Here is an 18,975-nt window from a genome sequence, read left to right as displayed (position 1 = left end):
ACGACTCCGGCTCGGCACGCGTCAGCCGCCCGCGGTGGACGGTCCGAGCGTACGGGTTCCCCGTGATCCGGACCGAACGCTCCCGCAACACTTCTCAACCCGGATCGGGACGCAGCTCCCGAGTCGGTACGGTCAGCGCATGGGTCATCAGCTCCTCGGTCCGACGTTCGCGACGTTCCTCGAGGAGGTCCGGGCTGCTGCGGCGCACACGGACCGCACCGGCAGGCTCCCGCGCCGCTTCCACGACCAGCTCCGCCGCCTCGGCTTCGGCCGGATGCGGCTCAGCAGCGCCGACGGCGGGCTCGGTGCCAGCGTGATCGAACTCGTGGAGACCATCACGGACATCGCCGCTGCCGACCCGAACCTCGCACAGAGCTGGCGGACGCACGTGCTCGCGACCGAACGGCACCTCAAGGAGGCCGACGGCCCGACCCGTCGTCAGTGGCTCGGCCGGATCGCCTCCGGCGCGATGATCGGCGGCGGGTGGACGGAGGCGGACGGCAGTACCGGCGCGAAGTTCACCACGCGGTTGCACGACGGTGACGGCACGCTGCGGCTGACCGGGACCAAGTACTACTCGACGGGGAGCGCACACGCGGACTGGCTCGAGTACAGCGCCGTCGACGACGAGGACTCCCTGGTCATCGTCGGCGTCGACGCAGGTGCCGACGGCGTGGTGGTGCGGGACGACTGGACGGGCTTCGGCCAGCGTGCGACCGGCAGCGGTACCACCGAGCTGCACGGCGTCCCCGTCGACCCGGCAGACGTGGCACCCTTCGCGACGCAGCACCGTGGCGCCGCGGGCTGGCAGCAACTGGTGCTCCTCGCCGTCCTCACCGGGATCACACGTGACGTCGCACGCACCGCCGCGGAGCTCATCGACGAGAGCGGACGCCGCCACGGGCCGCCGGACGTCCGTGTCCTCGAGCGCTTCGGACGACTCGAAGCCCTCGTCCTCGGGACCGATGCCACGCTCCTCCGCGCAGCGACGGACACGGACGCTGCCCACCGGGCGCTCGTCTCCGGACCCGGGCCAGTGGCCGACCGCACCGCCGACGCCGCGGAGGTCCAGACCTTCCGCGCCCAGGTGCTCATCGTCCCGGCAGCGGTCGAGGCCGGTGGACTGCTGACGCAGATCGCCGCGCTGCTCCCCGAGCCGCTCGAGGACCTGCAGCAGCGGTGGGCCCTCGACCGCCACTGGCGCAATGCCCGGACGATCGCACAGCACAACCCCGTGCTGCACCGCTCGCGCATGATCGCGGACCGGCTCCTCTACGACATCGGCACGGAGGTCGACGTCCGGAGCCGCGACACCGTCCGGGCCGAGGCCGTCCGGCGCGACGCCGAGGCCAGGACGCTGCCCGCCCTGCGCATCGGTGGGGACCTCGCCGACGCCCTCGCCGCCGATCGCTCCCTCCGGCTGCGGCTCGCCGGCCTCCTCGCCGAGCGGTCACCGGTGCTCCTGGTGCTCGAGGACGATCCCTCGGCCGGCGACCCCACCGTCGCCGCAGCATCCCTGCTCGGCGACCTCCCGCGAGCCTGGTTCGCCGTGACGACACGTGCCCGTGCGCTCGGTCACCCGTACGACCTGGCTCGACGCATCGCGACGCTCGACCAGCTGTCCGGCGGCCGGATCGCCTGGGTCCTCCGTGGAGGACCGGACAGCGACGTGACCGAACTGGTCACGGTCGTGCAGCAGCTCTGGCGGAGCTGGCCCCGGGAGACCCTCGCCCTCGACGGCAGCGCACCCGCGTTCGCGGAGACCGCGGCGATCACCCGGATCAACAGCACCGGCGCGTACCGGATCGCGGGACCGCTGAACGTGCCGAGCAGTCCGCAGGGACTCCCGGTGACCGTGACGTCCGGCGGCGCGAGCGTCCGTGCGACCGGCACCTGCCGGGTCGACCTGGTCGAGCGGGCCGACGACCTGGTGCTCGCGGGCAGCACCGACGATGCAGTACCCGCGGTGCGCATGGACGCCCTCGTGCACCACGACCTCGAGACCCTCGCCGCCGCCCTGCAGGACCGCACCGCGGCGCACGACGACCGAGTCGGCACGCTCCGCCGACGTCTCGGGGTGCCGGCACCGGTCCTCGATCCCCTCGACGGTGCGGCACCGCGTTTCGACGACGCTCCGGAGGCTTCCTGATGTCCGCCGACCACCTGACCGTCAACATCAACGTGCTCGGCGTCGGCCAGCGCCCGGCCGCATGGCGCTCGGACGACATCACCCCCGACGCCGTGGTCGACCTCGGGCACTGGCAGGCGGTCGCCCGCGAGGCAGAGCGGGGCCTGGTCGACGCCGTCTTCCTGGCGGACCGCCCCGCGATCACCGACCCACGCAGCCGTCCGGTCCAGTACCTCGACCCGAGCATCCTGGTCCCCGCGATGGCCGCCGTGACCGACCACCTCGGGTTCATCGCCACCGCGTCGACGACGCTCAACGAACCCGCCGAGCTCGCCCGACGACTCGGCAGCATCCACCGCGCCTCCGGTCGACGGTTCGGCTGGAACGCCGTGACGACCTGGGACGTGGAGGCGGTCCGGAACCACGGCATCGACGAACTGCCGCCACGGGAACAGCGCTACGCCCGTGCCGAGTCGTTCGTCGCGGAGGTCCTCGCGCACTGGGGCGACGATCGACCCGCCGTCGTGCAGGCCGGCGGCTCCGGCCCCGGCGTGGAGCTGGCCGGCCGGTTCGCGGACGCGGTCTACTCCGTCGCACAGGACCCGGACGCGTCGGCCCAGCACCGCCTGGCCGTCCGCGAGGTCGCCGTCGCGTCCGGACGCCCAGCGGACGCGGTCCGTGTCCTCCCGGGGCTCGCGATCGTGATCGGGAGCACGGAGCAGGAGGCCCGCGACCGCTTCGACCACTGGGAGCACCTCGCCCCGGCGACCTACAGCCTGGCCGAGCTCGGCAAGGCCCTCGGCGCGGACCTGCTCGACGCCGACCTCGACGCCCCGGTCCCGCCGGACGTCGTGGACGCGGCGCGTCAGGGCGGCGCGGGGTGGTCCGACGCCTACCGGCGCACGCTCCTCGACCGCATCGCGCGCGGCAACCCGACGGTCCGCGAGCTCCTGCGCGACTTCGGCGGCTACGGCCAACGGTTCATCGCGGGAACGCCCGAGCAGATCGTCGACTCGATGGAGGCGTGGTTCCGCGCGGGAGCGGCCGATGGCTTCAACGTGATGCTCGACCTGTTCCCGTCCGGCCTGACCGACTTCGTCGACCACGTGGTCCCGGAACTGCAGCGGCGCGGTCTGTACCGCACCGCCTACGACGACGCTACGCTCCGGGACCGACTCGCGCGGCCCTGACCGATCGCGGCGTCGGGCGCTTCCGTCGTCCAGGTCCGGCGTGACGGCTGGGGGGATCACCGTCGGGTCGAGGACGTCGCCGTCGACCCGTGGTCCAGGAGTCCGCCCCTGCTCCGCCTCCAGGATTCGAACCCGGACCTAACGGCACCAAAGGCCGTCGTGCTGCCGTTACACCAAGGCGGAACACACCGTGCGGGGTGGAGCCCGTCCGGTGCCCGTCCATCCTCCCACGGCCCGGACACTGGCCGCGCGCGGCGGCTTCGGCCAAGATGGAGGGATGCCGCAGCAGGACGAGGTCGACCGGATCGTCGCGGCGTGGGGTCGGGAGCGCGGCGACCTCGACTTCGGCCCGCTCGAGGTCCTGTCCCGCGTCGACCGGCTCGCCCGGCACCTCGACCGCGCACGACGGGCGGCCTTCGACGCGAGCGACGTCGAGCCGTGGGAGTTCGACGTGCTGTCGGCGCTCCGGCGGGCGGGCGAGCCGTACGAGCTCAGCCCGAAGTCGTTGCTGCAGCAGACCCTGGTGTCGAGCGGCACGATGACGAACCGGGTCGACCGGCTCGCGGCGCGGGGGCTGGTGAGCCGGCGCACCGATCCCAGGGACGGCCGCGGCATCCTCGTGTCCCTCACGACCAGCGGCCGCGCGGCCGTGGACACGGCGATCGCGGACCTGCTCCGGGCCGAGCGCGGGATCCTGTCCGAGCTGGCCGACGACGAGCAGGCGCTGCTGTCCGGGCTGCTCCGGCGACTCATCCTCGGCCTCGGCGACTGAGCCCCGCCGCCGAGTACTGCGCGACGAGCGCCGCCGCCGCGCGCCGCGGGACGAGCGCCGCGGACGGAAGCCGACCGCCGGGCTACACCCCGAGCAGCTCCGCCACCTCGAGCCACCGCTCCTCGAGCTGCTCGACCTCGGCGTCGATCGCTCCGAGCTTCGTCTGCAGCGCCCCGAGCCCCGCGTAGTCGGACTGGTCGTGCGCCGCGAACGCGTCGAGGAGCTGCTGCCGGTCCTGCCCCGCCTTCGCGATCTTCCGGTCGAGCGCCGACATCTCCTTCTCCGCCGCGCGCCGGTCCGCGCCGGTCAGACCGGGTGCGGCAGGGGTGGAGGAACCAGCCGCAGCACCGCCGGTGCCGCCTGCCGGAGCCGTGTCGGGCCTCCCGGCCGAGGCGGCGGCAGCCGCAGCTGCCGTCTGCGGGACGGATCCGGACGCACGCAGCCGCATGTACTCGTCGACCCCGCCGGGCAGGTGCCGCAGGTGCCCACCGAGGACCGCGTACTGCTGGTCGGTGACGCGCTCGAGCAGGTACCGGTCGTGGGAGACGACGAGCAGGGTGCCCGGCCACGTGTCGAGCAGGTCCTCCATGGCGGCGAGCATGTCGGTGTCGAGGTCGTTCGTCGGCTCGTCGAGGATGAGCACGTTCGGCTCGTCGAGCAGGATGAGCATGAGCTGCAGCCGCCGCTTCTGCCCACCGGACAGGTCCTTCACCGGCGTGGACAGCTGCTCCGAGGTGAAACCGAGGCGCTCGAGCAGCTGTGACGGCGTCATCTCCTTGCCGTCGGCGACGTAGCTCGTCTTCTTGCGGGCGACGACCTCACGGACACGGTCGTCGGCGAACTGCTGCAGGTCGGCGAGCTGCTGGTCGAGCACCGCGACCTGCACGGTCTTGCCGGTCTTCACACGGCCCGCGCTGGGCTGCAGCTTTCCGGAGACCAGGTTGAGGAGCGTCGACTTGCCGGCGCCGTTCGGCCCGAGGATGCCGGTGCGCTCCCCCGGCGCGATCCGCCACTCGACGTCGCGCAGGATCACGTCGTCGCCGAACGAGACGCCGACGTCGAGCAGGTCGACGACGTCCTTGCCGAGCCGGGCGGTCGCCATCTGCGACAGCGCGACGCTGTCGCGGATCGGCGGCACGTCGTCGATCAGCGCGTTCGCTGCGTCGATGCGGAACTTCGGCTTGCTCGTCCGCGCCGGCGCGCCGCGGCGGAGCCACGCGAGCTCCTTGCGGGCGAGGTTCTGGCGGCGCTGCTCGCTCGCCGCGGCCTGCCGGTCGCGCTCGACGCGCTGCAGGATGTACGCCGCGTAGCCGCCCTCGAAGGGCTCGACGACACCGTCGTGCACCTCCCACGTGTCGGTCGACACCGCGTCGAGGAACCACCGGTCGTGCGTCACGACGACCATGCCGCCCTGGTTCGACGACCAGCGGCGGTTGATGTGGTCGGCGAGCCACTGGATGCCCTCGACGTCGAGGTGGTTCGTCGGCTCGTCGAGGAACAGCACGTCCCAGTCGCCGACGAGCAGCTTCGCGAGCGCGATGCGCCGCCGCTGCCCGCCGGACAGGTCGTCGACCGTGGCGTCCCACGGGATGTCCGACACGAGCCCGCCGATGATGTCGCGGATCTTCGGGTCGCCGGCCCACTCGTGCTCGGCGAGCTCACCGACGACGATGCTGCCGACGGTCGCCCCGGCGGGCAGGACGTCGCGCTGGTCGAGGTAGCCGACGGTCAGGCCACGGCGGTGGGTGACGCGACCGACGTCCGGCTCGAGGCGCTGGGCCAGCAGGGCGAGCAGGGTCGACTTGCCGTCACCGTTGCGGCCGACGACGCCGATGCGGTCGCCCTCGTCGAGGCCGAGGGTGACGCTGTCGAAGACGACACGGGTGGGGAACTCGAGATGCACGTTCTCGGCGCCGAGGAGATGAGCCACCCGTCAAGGGTAGGCGGCGCGGGCGGGTGTGCGCGCCGCGGGGCGGCGGCGCGGGCGGCGCGCGGCGCGGGCGGCGCGCGGCGCGGGCGGCGCGCGGCGCGGGCCGGAGGTGTCGAACCAGGGATCCGACATCCAACCAGGGCGGACGGCTGGTTCGATGTCGGGAACGTGGTTCGACCCAGCGAGAGCGCGGCGACGCCGCGGACCGATCGGCCTGGAGGCGCGGCTCAGCTCCCCGGGGTCGGCTCGCCCTCGCCGGCGGCCTCCTTGGCACGGCGGAGGCGCGCCCCCTCGCTCGCAGGCTCGCTCGGCGCTGGGGTCGCGGCGTCGCTGGCGCGCCGCTCTGAGCTCCACCGCGCCCAGTACTCGATCTCGCGTTCGAGCGCGGCGAGCTCCTGCTCGGTGCCGTTCACACGCTTGTCCCCGTGGGCGGCGCGGGCGTGACCGATGCTCGCGTAGCGGTCCTCGTGGCGGTCCGGTTCGATGTAGCGGCCGTGGTTCCGGTCGTTCGCGCTCCAGTCGTGCCCGACGGCGAACCACACGATGCTGCCGACCAGGGGCAGGAAGATGCAGATCAGGATCCACGCGAACTTCGGGAGTCCACGGACCTGGTCCTCACCCCGGGTGATGATGTCGATCAGGGCGAAGACGAGCAGCACGATCCCCGCGCCGTACAGCAGAACGCTCATGTCCCGGAGTCTATGAACGCGCCGAGTGCCGGGCCATGCCCTGAACGGGTGGCGGGGTCACGATCGGGCGTCGGTCTCCTGCGCGGTTCCACAGGTGTCCACCGGGCGAGCGTGCCCACCGGGTCACAGGGCGGCGACCCACTCGTCGGTGCCGTCGGTGAACTCCTGGCGCTTCCAGATCGGCGTCCGCTCCTTGACCAGGTCGATCAGCGCGGCACAGGCGGCGAAGGCCTCGGCCCGGTGCGGCGACGACACGGCTGCGGCGAGCGCCACGTCGCCGATGCCGAGCGCGCCGACCCGGTGCAGCACGGCGATCCGGACCTCGGGGTGGTCGGCCGCGATCGACCGGGCGACCTCGGCGATGACGTCACCGGCGCTCGGGTGCCGTTCGTAGTCGAGCGCGGTGACGCCCTTGCCCTCGTCGTGGTCGCGCACGACCCCGGCGAAGGTGACGACGGCGCCGTCACGGTCGGTGGTGACGGCCGCGGAGACCTCGTCGACGGTGACCACCCGGTCCACGACGTCGGCGACGACGACCCGCCCATCGGTCCCCTGCTCCCCGCTCACGAGGCGCTCCTGGGGGCGTGTCCCGCGCCGTGCAGCTGCGCGAGCACGTGATCGAGCACCCCGTCGAGCACCGCGAGTCCGTCGGCGACGCCGCCGCGCGACCCCGGCAGGGTCACCACGACCGCCCGGCCGCCGGCGATGCCCGCGACCCCGCGGGTCAGCAGCGCGGTCGGCCCCGCACCGGCGAGCCCGCGACGACGGATCTCCTCGACGATGCCCGGTAGTTCGAGGTCGATCAGGGGGGCGACAGCCTCGGGCGTGCGGTCGGTCGGTGTGACGCCGGTGCCGCCCGTGGTGACGACCACCTTCGCGTCGGCGAGCAGCTCGGCGGAGACGGTGTCGGCGATGGGGCCGCCGTCGGGCACGATCGTCGGTTCGGCGACGGTGAACCCGCGCTCGCGCAGCCACGCCGCGATGACCGGCCCGGTGCGGTCCAGCGCCGCGTCTGCCGAGGCCTGCGTGGAGACGACCACCACACCGGCTCGACCCCTGGTGGGTTCGGACGTCATCGGTTGCTCCAGTCCCCCGAGCGGCCGCCGTGCTTCTCGAGCACCCGGACGTCGGTGATCACGGCCGTCCGGTCGACGGCCTTCACCATGTCGTACACGGTCAGGGCCGCCACGCTCGCACCGGTCAGCGCTTCCATCTCGACGCCCGTGCGCGAGGTCGTCCGGACCGAGACCTCGACCCGGACCCGGTCGCCGTCACCGGTGATGTCGACCTCGACGCCGGCGATCGGCAGCGGGTGGCAGAGCGGCACCAGGTCCGAGGTCTTCTTGACCGCCATGATCGCCGCGATGCGGGCGGTGCCGATCACCTCGCCCTTGGGCAACGACCCGTCGAGGATCCGCTCGACGACGTCGGAGCGGGTCACGAGCGTCGCGGTGGCCGTGGCGGACCGGGCCGTCACGGCCTTGTCGGACACGTCGACCATGTGCGCGGTGCCGTCCGAGCGGACGTGCGAGAGCTCGGCGTCGCGCGCGCCGTCCGGGTGGTCGTCGGTCATCGGAGGCTCCAGACGGTCAGCGGGTCCCCCGGCGCGACGGTGTCGGTGCCGAGGGGGACGTGGACGAGGTGTGTCGCGGCGGCGAGGTGGCCGAGCAGGTGCGAGCTCGGTCCGCCGACGAAGTGCACGCGCCCGTCGGCGACGCGGCCGCGGCGGACCTGGTGTTTGCCGACCGGTGAGTCCGCCGACTCGGCGGCCGGCAGTTCGGCGGTCGGGCGGTCCGGCGCTCCGACCGCGGCGGCGAGCACCGGGCGCAGGAACACCTCGAACGACACGAGCGCGGACACGGGGTTGCCGGGGAACGCGACGACCGGCACCCGCCGACCGGCGAGCTCGACGCGTCCGAGGGCCTGGGGTCCGCCGGGCTGCATCGCGACCGGAGTGACGACGAGGCCACGCGGCTCGAGCACCTGGCGCACGACCTCGTACGCTCCGGCACTGATCCCACCGGTGGTCAGGACGAGGTCCGCCCAGTCACCCACCGCCGACTCGAGGCCCGGCAGGAACGTCTCGGCCGCATCGCTCAGCCGGACACCGCGGGCCACGGCACCGACCTCGGCCAGGGCCGCACGCAGCGCCACACCGTTCGCGTCCCGGATGACCGCACCCGCGCCGTCGAGGCCGTCGTCCCGAGCGCCGCCGTCGTCCCGAGCACCACCGTCGGCGAGCTCACTGCCCGTCGACACGACGAGCACCCGGACCGGGCGCACCACGGAGACGTCGCCGACGCCCGCCGACGCCAGGGCACCGAGGAGCGCGGGGGTCACCGGATCACCGGCGCGGGCGAGCTCCGAGCCGAGGGCGACGTCGCTGCCCACCCGCCGGACGAACGTGCCGGCGGTCGTGCCGTCCGGGACGGCGAGCGCATCGAGCTCGAGCGCCGCGGGGAACGCGCCCGGCGGGGTCGCCTCGACCGGCACGACGGCGTCCGCGCCGTCGGGGAGGCGCGCCCCGGTCATGATCGGCGCGGCGGTGCCCGGCTCGAGCGGCGCCGGCACGGCACCGGCCGGGATCGGGTCGACCACGCGGACGACGTCCCCGGCCTCCGTCGACCGCACGGCGAACCCGTCCATCTGGCTGTTGTCGAACACCGGCAGCGGCACGGGGGCGGTCACCCCGCGGGCGAGCACGCGGTACCCGCGGCCCGCGCCGGCACCGTCGGCCAGGGCGTCGAGCGCGACGGTCTCCGTACCCCGCTCGGCGAGCACGGGCGCGAGGAGCGCGGCGACCTCGTCGCGGTGCTGACCGATCGTGCGCACGTGTGCCTCCGAACATCGTGGGGTCGCCCCGTTCCCGGTCGGAGCCGGAGGGGCGTCAGTAGCGTATCCAGGGCGCACCACGCGCCGAGGACATCCGGAGGACCTGTGGAGGACCACGTGACCACGACCGCACCTGTGGACGGAACGACGGCTCGCATCGGGGTGATCGGGGGCTCCGGCCTCTACCGCCTGTTCGAGGAGGGCACCGCCGACGAGATCACCGTGGACACGCCCTACGGCCCGACGTCGAGCCCGATCACGGTCGGCACGATGGCCGGCAAGCGCGTCGCGTTCCTCACCCGGCACGGCCGCGAGCACTCGGTCGCGCCGCACCTGATCAACCACCGCGCGAACGTGTGGGCGCTCCGGTCCCTCGGCGTCCGGGCGATCGTGTCCTCGAGCGCGGTCGGCGGCCTGCACCCGGACTACGCACCCGGCACGTTCGTCGTCACCGACCAGCTCATCGACCGCACCTGGGGCCGGAAGGACACGTTCTTCGAGGACCAGGTGCAGCACCTGTCCTTCGCCGACCCGTTCGACCCGGTGCTCCGCCGCGCCGCGATCGACGCCGTCGCCGCACTCGACGTGCCGTTCAGGCCGACCGGCACGTGCGTCGTCATCCAGGGTCCGCGCTTCTCGACCCGCGCTGAGTCGATCTGGATGCGCGAGGCCGGCGGCCACACGATCAACATGACGATGACGCCCGAGGTGCCGCTCGCGGCCGAGCTCGGCATCGGCACGGTCAACCTGTCCTTCGTCACCGACGCCGACGCCGGCCTGGCACCCGCAGCGGACGAGACGGCGACCGACGGCAGCGCGGCGGATGCCGACGCCCCCGTCACCCACGGCGCCGTCATGGAGCGCCTCGCCCGCGCGAACGAGGTCATCGTCCGCGCCATCGGCGACGTGGTCGGCGCACTGCCCGACGACTACACCCCGCGCGAGCTCGTCCCCGCCGCCGCCAGCGCGAGCATCCTCGGGGTGACCGCGTGAGCCGCCTGCTCGTCACCGGCGGCGCGGGCTTCATCGGCTCCGCGATCGTCCGCCTCGCCCTCGCCGAGGGCCACGAGGTCCGCATCCTCGACTCGCTGCGCGACGACGTGCACGGCGACCCCGCCGAGGTCCTCCGCGCCCACGAGCAGCAGGGCCTGTCCTTCGTGCACGGCGACGTCCGTGACCGCGTCGCGCTCGAGGCGGCGCTCGACGGCATCGACGTCGTCTGCCACCAGGCGGCGAAGGTCGGCCTGGGCGTCGACTTCCAGGACGCGCCGGACTACGTCTCGTCGAACGACGCCGGGACCGCGCACGTCCTCGCGGGCATGGACCGGCACGGCATCGGTCGCCTCGTCGTCGCGAGCTCGATGGTCGTCTACGGCGAGGGCGCGTACGAGACCGCCGACGGCGAGCCGATGCGACCGCCGGCCCGACGACGCGAGGACCTCGACGCCGGCCGCTTCGACCCGATCGGCCCCGACGGCCGGCCCCTCGTGCCCGGCCTGATCGACGAATCGGCGGCCCTCGACCCCCGCAACGTGTACGCGCAGACGAAGGTCGCGCAGGAGCACCTCGCCTCGTCGTGGGCCCGCGCGACCGGTGGCACCGCGATCGCCCTGCGCTACCACAACGTGTACGGCCCCGGCATGCCGTCGAACACCCCCTACGCCGGGGTCGCGTCGCTGTTCCGTTCGGCACTCGCCCGCGGCGAGGCACCCCGCGTGTTCGAGGACGGCCGGCAGCGTCGCGACTTCGTGCACGTGGACGACGTCGCCGGGGCGAACGCGGCGTCGATCGCCTCGACCGCCGAGCTGCCGGCGGAGACCTTCCGCGCGTACAACGTGGGCTCCGCGGTCGTGCACACCATCGGCGACATGGCGTCGGCGATCGCCGGTCCCGACGGCCCGCAGCCGGTCGTCACCGGGGAGTACCGGCTCGGCGACGTCCGGCACGTCACGGCGTCGTCCGACCGGATCCGGTCGGAGCTGGGCTGGCAGGCGCAGGTCGACTTCGAGCAGGGGATGCGCGACTTCGCGACGGCACCCCTCCGCGCGGCCGTGCAGCGCTGACGCTGCGTCAGGCGGACGCCACCACCTGAGATTCGTCTCAGCGGACACGGCTCGCGCCCGACGGCGCGAGCCGTGTCCGTCCGGGCGAGACTCGCCCCCAGCGGCGAGCACCGTGGCGAGCACCAGCCCGCGCGGTGCCCGCGCACCACGCACCGGGACCCCACCACCCACCCGCGCGGGCGGCCCGCCGACCGCACCCGTGCCTCCCGGCCGTCCCCCGATCGCGGGTCACGCCGTCCGTTCCCCGCGCCCGACACGCTCGGGGGACAGGAATCCTGTACCCCGGGACGTGTCATCGTGTTACGTCGTGAGCATGGACCGAACCCCACCCGCCGGCGACCAGCCCGACGAGGACGCGACGCGCGCGACCGGAGACCGGCCCAGTCGCCAGGGCGATCCGCACCGAATGAACCACATGACCGTCGACGTGATCCTGCCCTGCCTGGACGAGGCGGACGCGCTCCCGCGCGTCATCGGCCGCCTGCCCGAGGGGTACCGAGCCATCGTCGTCGACAACGGCTCGACCGACGGATCGGCGGACGTCGCCCGCGCCCACGGCGCGACCGTCGTCACCGAACCGGTCAAGGGCTTCGGCTCGGCGTGCGCCGCCGGCGTCGCCGCCGCGACCGCCGAGTACGTCGCCTTCTGCGACGCCGACGCCTCGATGGACCCCGCCGAACTGCCCGACCTCGTCGCCCGCGTGGCCGACGGGCAGACCGACCTCGCCCTCGGGCGCCGCGTCCCCACCACCCGCGGCGCCTGGGCACCGCACGCCCGCTTCGCCAACCGCGTCCTCGCCGTCCTGATGCGCCGCGCCACCGGCTACCGCCTCCGCGACCTCGGCCCGATGCGCGTCATGCGCCGCGCCGACCTGGTCACCCTCGACCTGCAGGACCGCCGCAGCGGCTACCCGCTCGAGATGGTCCTGGCCGCGCACGCGGCCGGGTGGCGGGTCGACGAGTCCGACATCGGCTACGCCCAGCGCGTCGGCGACAGCAAGGTCACCGGCACGCTCCGCGGCACGGTCAACGCCGTCCGCGACATGTCCCGCCTGCTGCGCGAGTACGGACGGGAGGCACGACCCCGCGTGGTCGCACCCGGTCCGGCCCGCGACGTGGCCGGGTCCACCACGGAAGGAGCACGCTCATGACGGACGTCACGGTGGTCGTCGTGGCCAAGGAGTGCCTGCCCGGCAAGGTCAAGACCCGGCTCACGCCGGCCCTGACCCCCGAGGGCGCCGCACGGGTCGCCTCGGCGGCGCTGGCCGACACGATCGAGACGGTGCGCGCCCTGCCCGCCTCGCGTCGCGTGCTGCTCTACGACGGCGTCGTGCTGCCCGAGGGCACCGACGACTTCGAGGTCCTGCACCAGGTCGGCGGCGGCCTCGACGAGCGGCTCGGGGCGATGTTCGACGCGATGACCGGACCGACGCTGCTCGTCGGCATGGACACCCCGCAGGCCACGCCGGAGCACCTCGTGCCCGTGTTCGAGGACCCGGAGCGCGACGCGTGGTTCGGCCCCGCGGACGACGGCGGCTTCTGGTCGCTGTACCTCCGCGAGCCCGACGGGGCCCTGCTCCGCGGCGTCCCGATGTCCCAGGACGACACCGGCGCCGTGCAGCTCGCCCGCCTGACGGACGCCGGCCTCTCGGTCGGCACGCTCCCGGCGCTGCTCGACGTCGACACGGTGGCGGACGCGGAGCAGGTCGCCGCCCTCGCGCCGACCTCGCGGTTCGCCACGGCCTTCGCTGCCGAGCGCGACACGACCCTGACCACGACGACCGGAGGTGCCCGATGACGATGCACGACACCGTCACGTTCGGTGCCGGCGGCGGCGAGCCGTACGCCCGCGCCCTGCAGACCGACGGCCACCTGCGCCTGACCGACCCGGACCGCCCCGACGTCGAGGTCACGATGGACGTCGGCCGCTGGAGCGCCGCGGCCGACCGCGTCGACCGCTCACTGCTCGAGGGCGCCGACGGCCCCGTCATCGACATCGGGTGCGGTCCCGGCCGCATGCTCGTCGCCGCCCGGGCGTTGGGCATCCCCTCGCTCGGCGTGGACGTCTCCGCCGAGGCCGTCGCCATCGCCCGACGCTCCGGCGGCACCGCGGTGCAGGGGTCGGTGTTCGACACCATCCCCGACGAGGGCCGCTGGGACACCGCACTCGTGATCGACGGCAACATCGGCATCGGCGGCGACCCCGTCGCGCTCCTGGCCCGCTGCGGCGAGATCGTCCGCGACGGCGGCCGCGTGGTCGTCGAGACCCACGTCGACCGCACCGCCGACCGGGCGTTCACCGCGCACGTGGTCGACGTGGACGGCAACCGGAGCGAGGGCTTCCCGTGGGCCGAGGTCGGCGTCGACGCACTGCTCCGGCACGCGACCGCGGCCGGGCTGCAGGCGCGGCAGAGCTGGACCACCGACGGACGGACGTTCTGCGAGCTCGTGGCGTGATCCACCTCGTTGTCTTGCATTGTGCAAGACAACGAGGTACCGTCGTGCGTACAGCCGACGGCGCCCTGGTCGTCGGTCCGGCGACTCCGGGACCTCGGCACGACGACGAGGAGCACCCGTGCAGAACCGACAGAACCCCCTCGGCGGCGCCTACGTCTCCGGCCTCGAGCAGCGCGACGAGCTCGGCGCCTACGCGGTCGAGGCCGCCTGGCGCCCGGTCGGCAGCTACACCGGCACCGGCATCGGCCGCGTCCTGGGCCGCTTCGTGGACACGCAGTTCCGGCGCCCCGGCACGGTGACGGCCGCGAACCGCACCGTCACCGGATCGCTGCGCACGACGACCGGCTCGTTCCGGGCCGCCTGAGCGCAGCAGCCGACACCGACCGCGAGCGGTCGTCCGTCCCGGGACGTCCCCCACATCCCCGGCCGGGCGGCCGCTCGTGCCACGTCCGGGTGGCCTCCGAGCGATGCGTACGGGCCGCCGCCGCGCGGACGGGGCCCCGTGCGCCCACGTGACACGTTGGGGCAGCCGGAGCGTGCTGGTGCCAGGATGGGCGCATGAACGACCGCGCCGGCACCCCCGCGACCGCAGACGACCTCGTCGACCTCGACGCCCTCCTGGCGGCCTACCACGAGCGTGTCCCCGACGTGTCGATCCCCGAGCAGAAGGTGGTCTTCGGCACCTCCGGCCACCGCGGATCCTCGCTCGACACCGCGTTCAACGACACGCACATCGCCGCCATCACGCAGGCGATCGTCGAGTACCGCGCCGAGCAGGGCACCACCGGGCCGCTCTTCATCGGCCGTGACACCCACGCACTCTCCGCCCCCGCAGAGCAGACGGCACTGCAGGTCCTCGCGGCGAACGGCGTCCGCGTGCTCGCCGACGCCGAGGACGGCTTCGTGCCGACGCCGGCGCTGAGCCACGCCATCATCACGTACAACCGCGCCGAGCACGGCGACACCGCCGACGGCATCGTGATCACGCCGAGCCACAACCCCCCGCGTGACGGCGGCTTCAAGTACAACCCCCCGCACGGCGGCCCGGCCGACAGCGACGCGACGTCCTGGATCGCCGACCGCGCGAACGCGATCATCGCCGGTGGGAACGCCGACGTCCGCCGCCAGGACGAGACCGCTGCCGAGGGGTACGACTACCTCGGCACGTACGTCGCCGACCTCGAGCACATCATCGACATCGACGCGATCAAGCGCGCGGGCGTGAAGATCGGCGCCGACCCGCTGGGTGGTGCGTCGCTGCCGTACTGGGAGCGCATCCGCGACCACTACGGCCTCGACCTCACCGTGGTGAACCCCGAGGTCGACCCGACCTGGGCGTTCATGACCCTCGACTGGGACGGCAAGATCCGCATGGACCCGTCGAGCCCGTCCGCCATGGCCTCGGTGCTGGCCCACAAGGACGACTTCGACGTCCTGACCGGCAACGACGCCGACTCGGACCGCCACGGCATCGTCACGCCCGACGGCGGCCTGATGAACCCGAACCACTACCTCGCGGTCGCGATCGAGTACCTGTACGCGCACCGTCCCGAGTGGCGCGACGACGCCGCGATCGGCAAGACCCTCGTGTCGTCGAGCATCATCGACCGCGTCGCGGAGTCGCTCGGCCGCCGCCTGTGGGAGGTCCCGGTCGGCTTCAAGTGGTTCGTCCCGGGCCTGATCGACGGCTCCGTGGCGTTCGGCGGCGAGGAGTCCGCCGGCGCCTCGTTCCTCCGCAAGGACGGCACGGCATGGACGACCGACAAGGACGGCATCATCCTGGCGCTCCTGGCGTCGGAGATCACCGCCGTGACCGGCAAGACCCCGTCGCAGCTCTACACCGAGCTCACGGAGCGCTTCGGCGCGCCGGTCTACCAGCGCGTCGACGCCGCTGCGAGCAAGGAGCAGAAGGCCCGGCTGTCGAAGCTCGACGGCGACGCGATCACCGCCGACACGCTGGCCGGCGACCCGATCACCGCGAAGCTCTCGAAGGCACCGGGCAACGACGCGGCCGTCGGCGGCGTCAAGGTCGTGACGGACAAGGCCTGGTTCGCCGCGCGTCCGTCGGGCACCGAGGACGTCTACAAGATCTACGCGGAGAGCTTCGTGGGCCAGGAGCACCTGGAGCAGGTGCAGCGCGAGGCGAAGGAGATCGTGGACGCCGCGCTCGGCGCGTAGCCACCGACGACCGACCAGGGGCGCCACCGGATCCGTCCGGTGACGCCCCTCGTCGTGTCCCCCGTCCCGCAGCAGCAGCCTCGCGCCGATCCGGCTCTCCTGCACATCCCCCGGAGGACCCTGCCGATGTCCACAGGAACGAGGCGGATGGGAACAATCCGTTTGCGCTGGTTGTATTTTTGCAGTGCGCGCAACAACGCTCCCCCACGCCCGGGTGCGAGTGACGCGCGAGCACCAGTACGCACGGGAGACCTGATGACCCAGACGGCGACCGCACCCGCGGCCCCCACCACGTCCTCGAACGCGGTGATGAACCACCGGCAGATCCTGCTCGTCATCTACGGGCTGATGGCCGGCATGTTCCTCGGCGCGCTCGACCAGACCATCGTCGGCACCGCCATCCGCACGATCGGCGACGACCTGCACGGACTCGACCAGCAGGCCTGGGTGACCACCGCATACCTGATCGCGTCCACGATCACGACGCCGATCTACGGCAAGCTCTCCGACATCTTCGGCCGACGCCCGCTGTTCCTCACGGCGATCGGCATCTTCATCCTCGGGTCGCTCGCCGCGTCGTTCTCGACCTCGATGCTCATGCTCGCCGGGTTCCGTGCGCTGCAGGGCCTCGGCGCCGGCGGTCTGATGTCGCTGCCCCTAGCGATCATGGGCGACATGCTCGCCCCGCGCGAGCGCGCCAAGTACCAGGGCTACTTCCTGGCCGTGTTCGGCATCTCCTCGGTCATCGGCCCGCTCGTCGGCGGTCTGTTCGCCGGTGCGTCCCAGATCCTGTTCGTCAGCGGGTGGCGCTGGGTCTTCCTGGTCAACGTGCCCGTCGGCATCGTCGCGCTGATCATGGTGACGACGTTCCTGCACCTGCCGAAGTTCGGCGACCGCGGCACGCCCCGCATCGACTGGTGGGGCGCCTCCCTGGTCATCGTGACCCTCGTGCCGCTGCTCCTCATCGCCGAGCAGGGCCGCGAGTGGGGCTGGGACTCCCCCGGCGCGATCGCCTGCTACGCGATCGGTGCGCTGGGCCTGATCGCCTTCGTGATCGTCGAGCGCTCCATGGGCGACGACGCGATCCTGCCGCTCAAGCTCTTCGGCTCGCGGGTCTTCTCGATGGCCGCGGTGCTGTCCGTGCTCGTCGGCTTCGGCATGTTCGGCGCGATGCTGACGATCCCGCTCTACCTGCAGATCGTCAAGGGCGTCACGCCGACCGAGTCCGGCTTCGCGATGCTGCCCATGGTGCTCGGCCTGATGATCTCCTCGATCGCGTCCGGCCAGATCATCTCGCGCACCGGCCGCTACGGCGTCTTCCCGGTCACCGGCACGGCGTTCACCGCGATCGGCTTCACGCTGCTGACCTTCCTCACCGCGGACAGCCCCCTCTGGTTCCTCATGCTCGGCATGTTCGGCATCGGACTCGGCCTCGGCCAGCTCATGCAGACGCTGACCCTCGCGGCGCAGAACTCGGTCTCGCCGCGGGACATCGGCGTGGCCACGAGTGCGGCGACGTTCTTCCGCCAGATCGGCGGCACCATGGGCACCGCGGTGCTCCTGTCGGTCCTGTTCACGCTCATGCCGACGAACATCACCGGCGCGATGCAGAACGAGACCACGCTGAAGTCGGCGCTGAACGCCGCGCTCACCCCCTCGGTCGCGAGCGCGTCCGAGAACAAGGGCGTGATGGACCAGATCTGGTCCAAGATCGTCGACCCGGTGCAGCAGAACGTGCAGCAGGGTCTCGACCAGGGTGCCTCCGCCGCGAAGCAGGCCGCCGACCAGGCCGTGACGCAGCAGGTCACCGCCCAGGTGCAGCAGCAGGTCGCCGCCGGTGCGATCCCCGCCTCGTCGGCCGACTCGGTCATCGCCGAGCAGGTCGCCGCGAACAAGTCGGCCGCCGAGCAGCAGGCGCTCGAGACCGCGGCGTCGAAGGCGAACGCCGAGGTCGTCGACGGCACGCTGCAGGTCGACTACAGCAACGCCGACCAGCGGAAGGCCGTGGTCGACGAGGTCGCCCCGAAGCTGATCGACCAGCTGAAGAGCGGCGACACGGCAGCGAGTTCGTCCGCCGGCTCGGCCACGAGCGACACGTCGTTCCTGAACGGCGCGGACCAGCGGCTCACCCGTCCGTTCCTGGTCGGGTTCAGCCAGTCAGCCGTCGTCGTCTACTTCGTCGGCCTCGGCGTGATCCTGCTCGCCTTCGTCCTGACCTGGTTCTTCCGGGTCCCGCCGCTCCGCAAGGTGTCGGCGCTGCAGGAGCAGGCGAACGCCGCGAAGGGCGACTCCGACCGCCTGACGGCGGACGCGCAGCAGGCGGCGGCGAACACCGGGTCGCTGGTCACCCCGGACACGGGCTCGATGCAGGCGGTCCCGACCTCGCCGGACGTCACGGTGCAGCAGCCGCAGGACCGGTCTGGAGGCTCCACCTCCTCCGCCACGCGGCCCGCCTCCGACACGGGTGCCGCCGACCGCACCGGTCACCACCCCGAGGACGGCACGCGCGCTCCGCTCGCCGACGCGAGCACGCACGGCGCGCACGCCGCAGCGGCACCGGTGGACGAGCCTCCGGCGACGACGTCGACCGTCCGGACGCACCCGGCGCACGCGGCGTCGGACGGGGCGCCTGCGCCGGCCGAGCACCACGGGCGGCACTCGGCGGAGTAGTCCGCCGGAGCCGCTGTGAGGCGACATCGACGCCGTCGTACGACGTCGACGATGTCGCCTTCGTCGT

17 protein-coding genes and 1 tRNA gene are annotated in these 18,975 nt (G+C 73.1%); 11 read left to right on the top strand and 7 right to left on the bottom strand.

The annotated features are described in order from the left end of the window. Positions 1–139 precede the first annotated feature (139 nt). Together LCG91_RS03250 and LCG91_RS03245 are read left to right on the top strand one after the other, a co-directional pair. Positions 140–2,149, top strand: a complete 2,010-nt coding sequence (locus LCG91_RS03250; protein WP_224442472.1) for an acyl-CoA dehydrogenase family protein — start codon at positions 140–142, stop codon at positions 2,147–2,149. Beyond that, a complete protein-coding gene (locus LCG91_RS03245) occupies positions 2,149–3,318 on the top strand; it encodes an LLM class flavin-dependent oxidoreductase (RefSeq protein ID WP_224442471.1) in 1,170 nt (389 codons plus the stop codon). Before LCG91_RS03250 ends, LCG91_RS03245 begins: the two co-directional genes overlap by 1 nt. Positions 3,319–3,429: 111 nt before the next feature. Here LCG91_RS03245 and LCG91_RS03240 read toward each other — a convergent pair. Then, a tRNA-Gln gene (locus LCG91_RS03240) sits at positions 3,430–3,501 on the bottom strand. Between the two features lie 94 nt (positions 3,502–3,595). On the opposite strand from LCG91_RS03240, the gene LCG91_RS03235 reads away from it, so the two are divergent. Continuing rightward, complete coding sequence (locus LCG91_RS03235) at positions 3,596–4,090, top strand: MarR family winged helix-turn-helix transcriptional regulator (RefSeq protein ID WP_058728509.1); 495 nt, start codon at positions 3,596–3,598, stop codon at positions 4,088–4,090. 82 nt (positions 4,091–4,172) lie between these two features. Here LCG91_RS03235 and LCG91_RS03230 read toward each other — a convergent pair whose 3' ends face one another. The 6 genes from LCG91_RS03230 to LCG91_RS03205 form a co-directional block, all read right to left on the bottom strand. Then, on the bottom strand, positions 4,173–6,020 hold the full coding sequence (locus LCG91_RS03230; protein WP_224442470.1) for an ABC-F family ATP-binding cassette domain-containing protein: 1,848 nt from the start codon (positions 6,018–6,020) through the stop codon (positions 4,173–4,175). Positions 6,021–6,247: 227 nt separating this feature from the next. Continuing rightward, entirely contained in the window at positions 6,248–6,709 is a 462-nt protein-coding gene (locus LCG91_RS03225) for a PLD nuclease N-terminal domain-containing protein (RefSeq protein ID WP_224442469.1), read from the bottom strand. 123 nt (positions 6,710–6,832) lie between these two features. Beyond that, positions 6,833–7,276: a molybdenum cofactor biosynthesis protein MoaE gene (locus LCG91_RS03220; RefSeq protein WP_058728512.1), complete on the bottom strand. Its 444-nt coding sequence runs from the start codon at positions 7,274–7,276 to the stop codon at positions 6,833–6,835. Further along, complete coding sequence (locus tag LCG91_RS03215) at positions 7,273–7,785, bottom strand: molybdenum cofactor biosynthesis protein B (protein WP_058748660.1); 513 nt, start codon at positions 7,783–7,785, stop codon at positions 7,273–7,275. The genes LCG91_RS03220 and LCG91_RS03215 overlap by 4 nt, the downstream gene beginning before the upstream one ends. Next, complete coding sequence (moaC, locus tag LCG91_RS03210; protein ID WP_224442468.1) at positions 7,782–8,282, bottom strand: cyclic pyranopterin monophosphate synthase MoaC; 501 nt, start codon at positions 8,280–8,282, stop codon at positions 7,782–7,784. Before moaC ends, LCG91_RS03215 begins: the two co-directional genes overlap by 4 nt. Beyond that, positions 8,279–9,541 carry a molybdopterin molybdotransferase MoeA gene (locus tag LCG91_RS03205; RefSeq protein ID WP_224442467.1) on the bottom strand — a complete coding sequence of 421 codons (1,263 nt, stop codon included), beginning with the start codon at positions 9,539–9,541 and terminating at the stop codon, positions 8,279–8,281. Before LCG91_RS03205 ends, moaC begins: the two co-directional genes overlap by 4 nt. A 117-nt stretch (positions 9,542–9,658) precedes the next feature. Here LCG91_RS03205 and LCG91_RS03200 point away from each other — a divergent pair, with 117 nt between their 5' ends. The 8 genes from LCG91_RS03200 to LCG91_RS03165 all read left to right on the top strand — a co-directional run bounded on the left by LCG91_RS03200 (position 9,659) and on the right by LCG91_RS03165 (position 18,908). After that, positions 9,659–10,534: an MTAP family purine nucleoside phosphorylase gene (locus tag LCG91_RS03200; protein ID WP_224442466.1), complete on the top strand. Its 876-nt coding sequence runs from the start codon at positions 9,659–9,661 to the stop codon at positions 10,532–10,534. Next, on the top strand, positions 10,531–11,604 hold the full coding sequence (locus tag LCG91_RS03195; protein WP_224442465.1) for an NAD-dependent epimerase/dehydratase family protein: 1,074 nt from the start codon (positions 10,531–10,533) through the stop codon (positions 11,602–11,604). The genes LCG91_RS03200 and LCG91_RS03195 overlap by 4 nt, the downstream gene beginning before the upstream one ends. A gap of 406 nt (positions 11,605–12,010) precedes the next feature. Next, positions 12,011–12,754, top strand: a complete 744-nt coding sequence (locus LCG91_RS03190) for a glycosyltransferase family 2 protein (protein ID WP_224443196.1) — start codon at positions 12,011–12,013, stop codon at positions 12,752–12,754. Next, the gene (locus LCG91_RS03185; protein WP_058748664.1) at positions 12,751–13,401 is read left to right on the top strand and encodes a DUF2064 domain-containing protein; all 651 of its coding nucleotides are present in this window, start codon (positions 12,751–12,753) and stop codon (positions 13,399–13,401) included. The genes LCG91_RS03190 and LCG91_RS03185 overlap by 4 nt, the downstream gene beginning before the upstream one ends. Next, positions 13,398–14,060, top strand: coding sequence for a methyltransferase domain-containing protein (locus LCG91_RS03180; RefSeq protein ID WP_058748665.1), 663 nt, complete (start codon positions 13,398–13,400; stop codon positions 14,058–14,060). Before LCG91_RS03185 ends, LCG91_RS03180 begins: the two co-directional genes overlap by 4 nt. 118 nt (positions 14,061–14,178) lie before the next feature. Continuing rightward, positions 14,179–14,424: a hypothetical protein gene (locus LCG91_RS03175; RefSeq protein ID WP_058728519.1), complete on the top strand. Its 246-nt coding sequence runs from the start codon at positions 14,179–14,181 to the stop codon at positions 14,422–14,424. Positions 14,425–14,618: 194 nt separating this feature from the next. Then, positions 14,619–16,238, top strand: a complete 1,620-nt coding sequence (gene pgm / locus LCG91_RS03170) for a phosphoglucomutase (alpha-D-glucose-1,6-bisphosphate-dependent) (protein ID WP_058748666.1) — start codon at positions 14,619–14,621, stop codon at positions 16,236–16,238. A gap of 255 nt (positions 16,239–16,493) precedes the next feature. Next, positions 16,494–18,908, top strand: a complete 2,415-nt coding sequence (locus LCG91_RS03165) for an MDR family MFS transporter (protein WP_224442464.1) — start codon at positions 16,494–16,496, stop codon at positions 18,906–18,908. Positions 18,909–18,975 lie beyond the last annotated feature (67 nt).

Origin of the sequence: Curtobacterium sp. TXMA1, assembly GCF_020162095.1 — a bacterium.
Lineage (GTDB): Bacteria > Actinomycetota > Actinomycetes > Actinomycetales > Microbacteriaceae > Curtobacterium.
Note: the sequence above shows the minus strand (reverse complement) of the source record. Positions and strands in the feature narration are given on the sequence as shown.

Bases quoted from the DNA above. Each gene is read 5' to 3' on its own strand.
- LCG91_RS03165 (WP_224442464.1), top strand. From the start codon at position 16,494: ATGACCCAGACGGCGACCGCACCCGCGGCCCCCACCACGTCCTCGAAC.
- LCG91_RS03225 (WP_224442469.1), bottom strand. From the start codon at position 6,709: ATGAGCGTTCTGCTGTACGGCGCGGGGATCGTGCTGCTCGTCTTCGCC.
- LCG91_RS03245 (WP_224442471.1), top strand. From the start codon at position 2,149: ATGTCCGCCGACCACCTGACCGTCAACATCAACGTGCTCGGCGTCGGC.
- LCG91_RS03190 (WP_224443196.1), top strand. From the start codon at position 12,011: ATGAACCACATGACCGTCGACGTGATCCTGCCCTGCCTGGACGAGGCG.
- LCG91_RS03180 (WP_058748665.1), top strand. From the start codon at position 13,398: ATGACGATGCACGACACCGTCACGTTCGGTGCCGGCGGCGGCGAGCCG.
- LCG91_RS03185 (WP_058748664.1), top strand. From the start codon at position 12,751: ATGACGGACGTCACGGTGGTCGTCGTGGCCAAGGAGTGCCTGCCCGGC.
- pgm (WP_058748666.1), top strand. From the start codon at position 14,619: ATGAACGACCGCGCCGGCACCCCCGCGACCGCAGACGACCTCGTCGAC.
- LCG91_RS03250 (WP_224442472.1), top strand. From the start codon at position 140: ATGGGTCATCAGCTCCTCGGTCCGACGTTCGCGACGTTCCTCGAGGAG.
- LCG91_RS03235 (WP_058728509.1), top strand. From the start codon at position 3,596: ATGCCGCAGCAGGACGAGGTCGACCGGATCGTCGCGGCGTGGGGTCGG.
- LCG91_RS03215 (WP_058748660.1), bottom strand. From the start codon at position 7,785: ATGACGTCCGAACCCACCAGGGGTCGAGCCGGTGTGGTGGTCGTCTCC.
- moaC (WP_224442468.1), bottom strand. From the start codon at position 8,282: ATGACCGACGACCACCCGGACGGCGCGCGCGACGCCGAGCTCTCGCAC.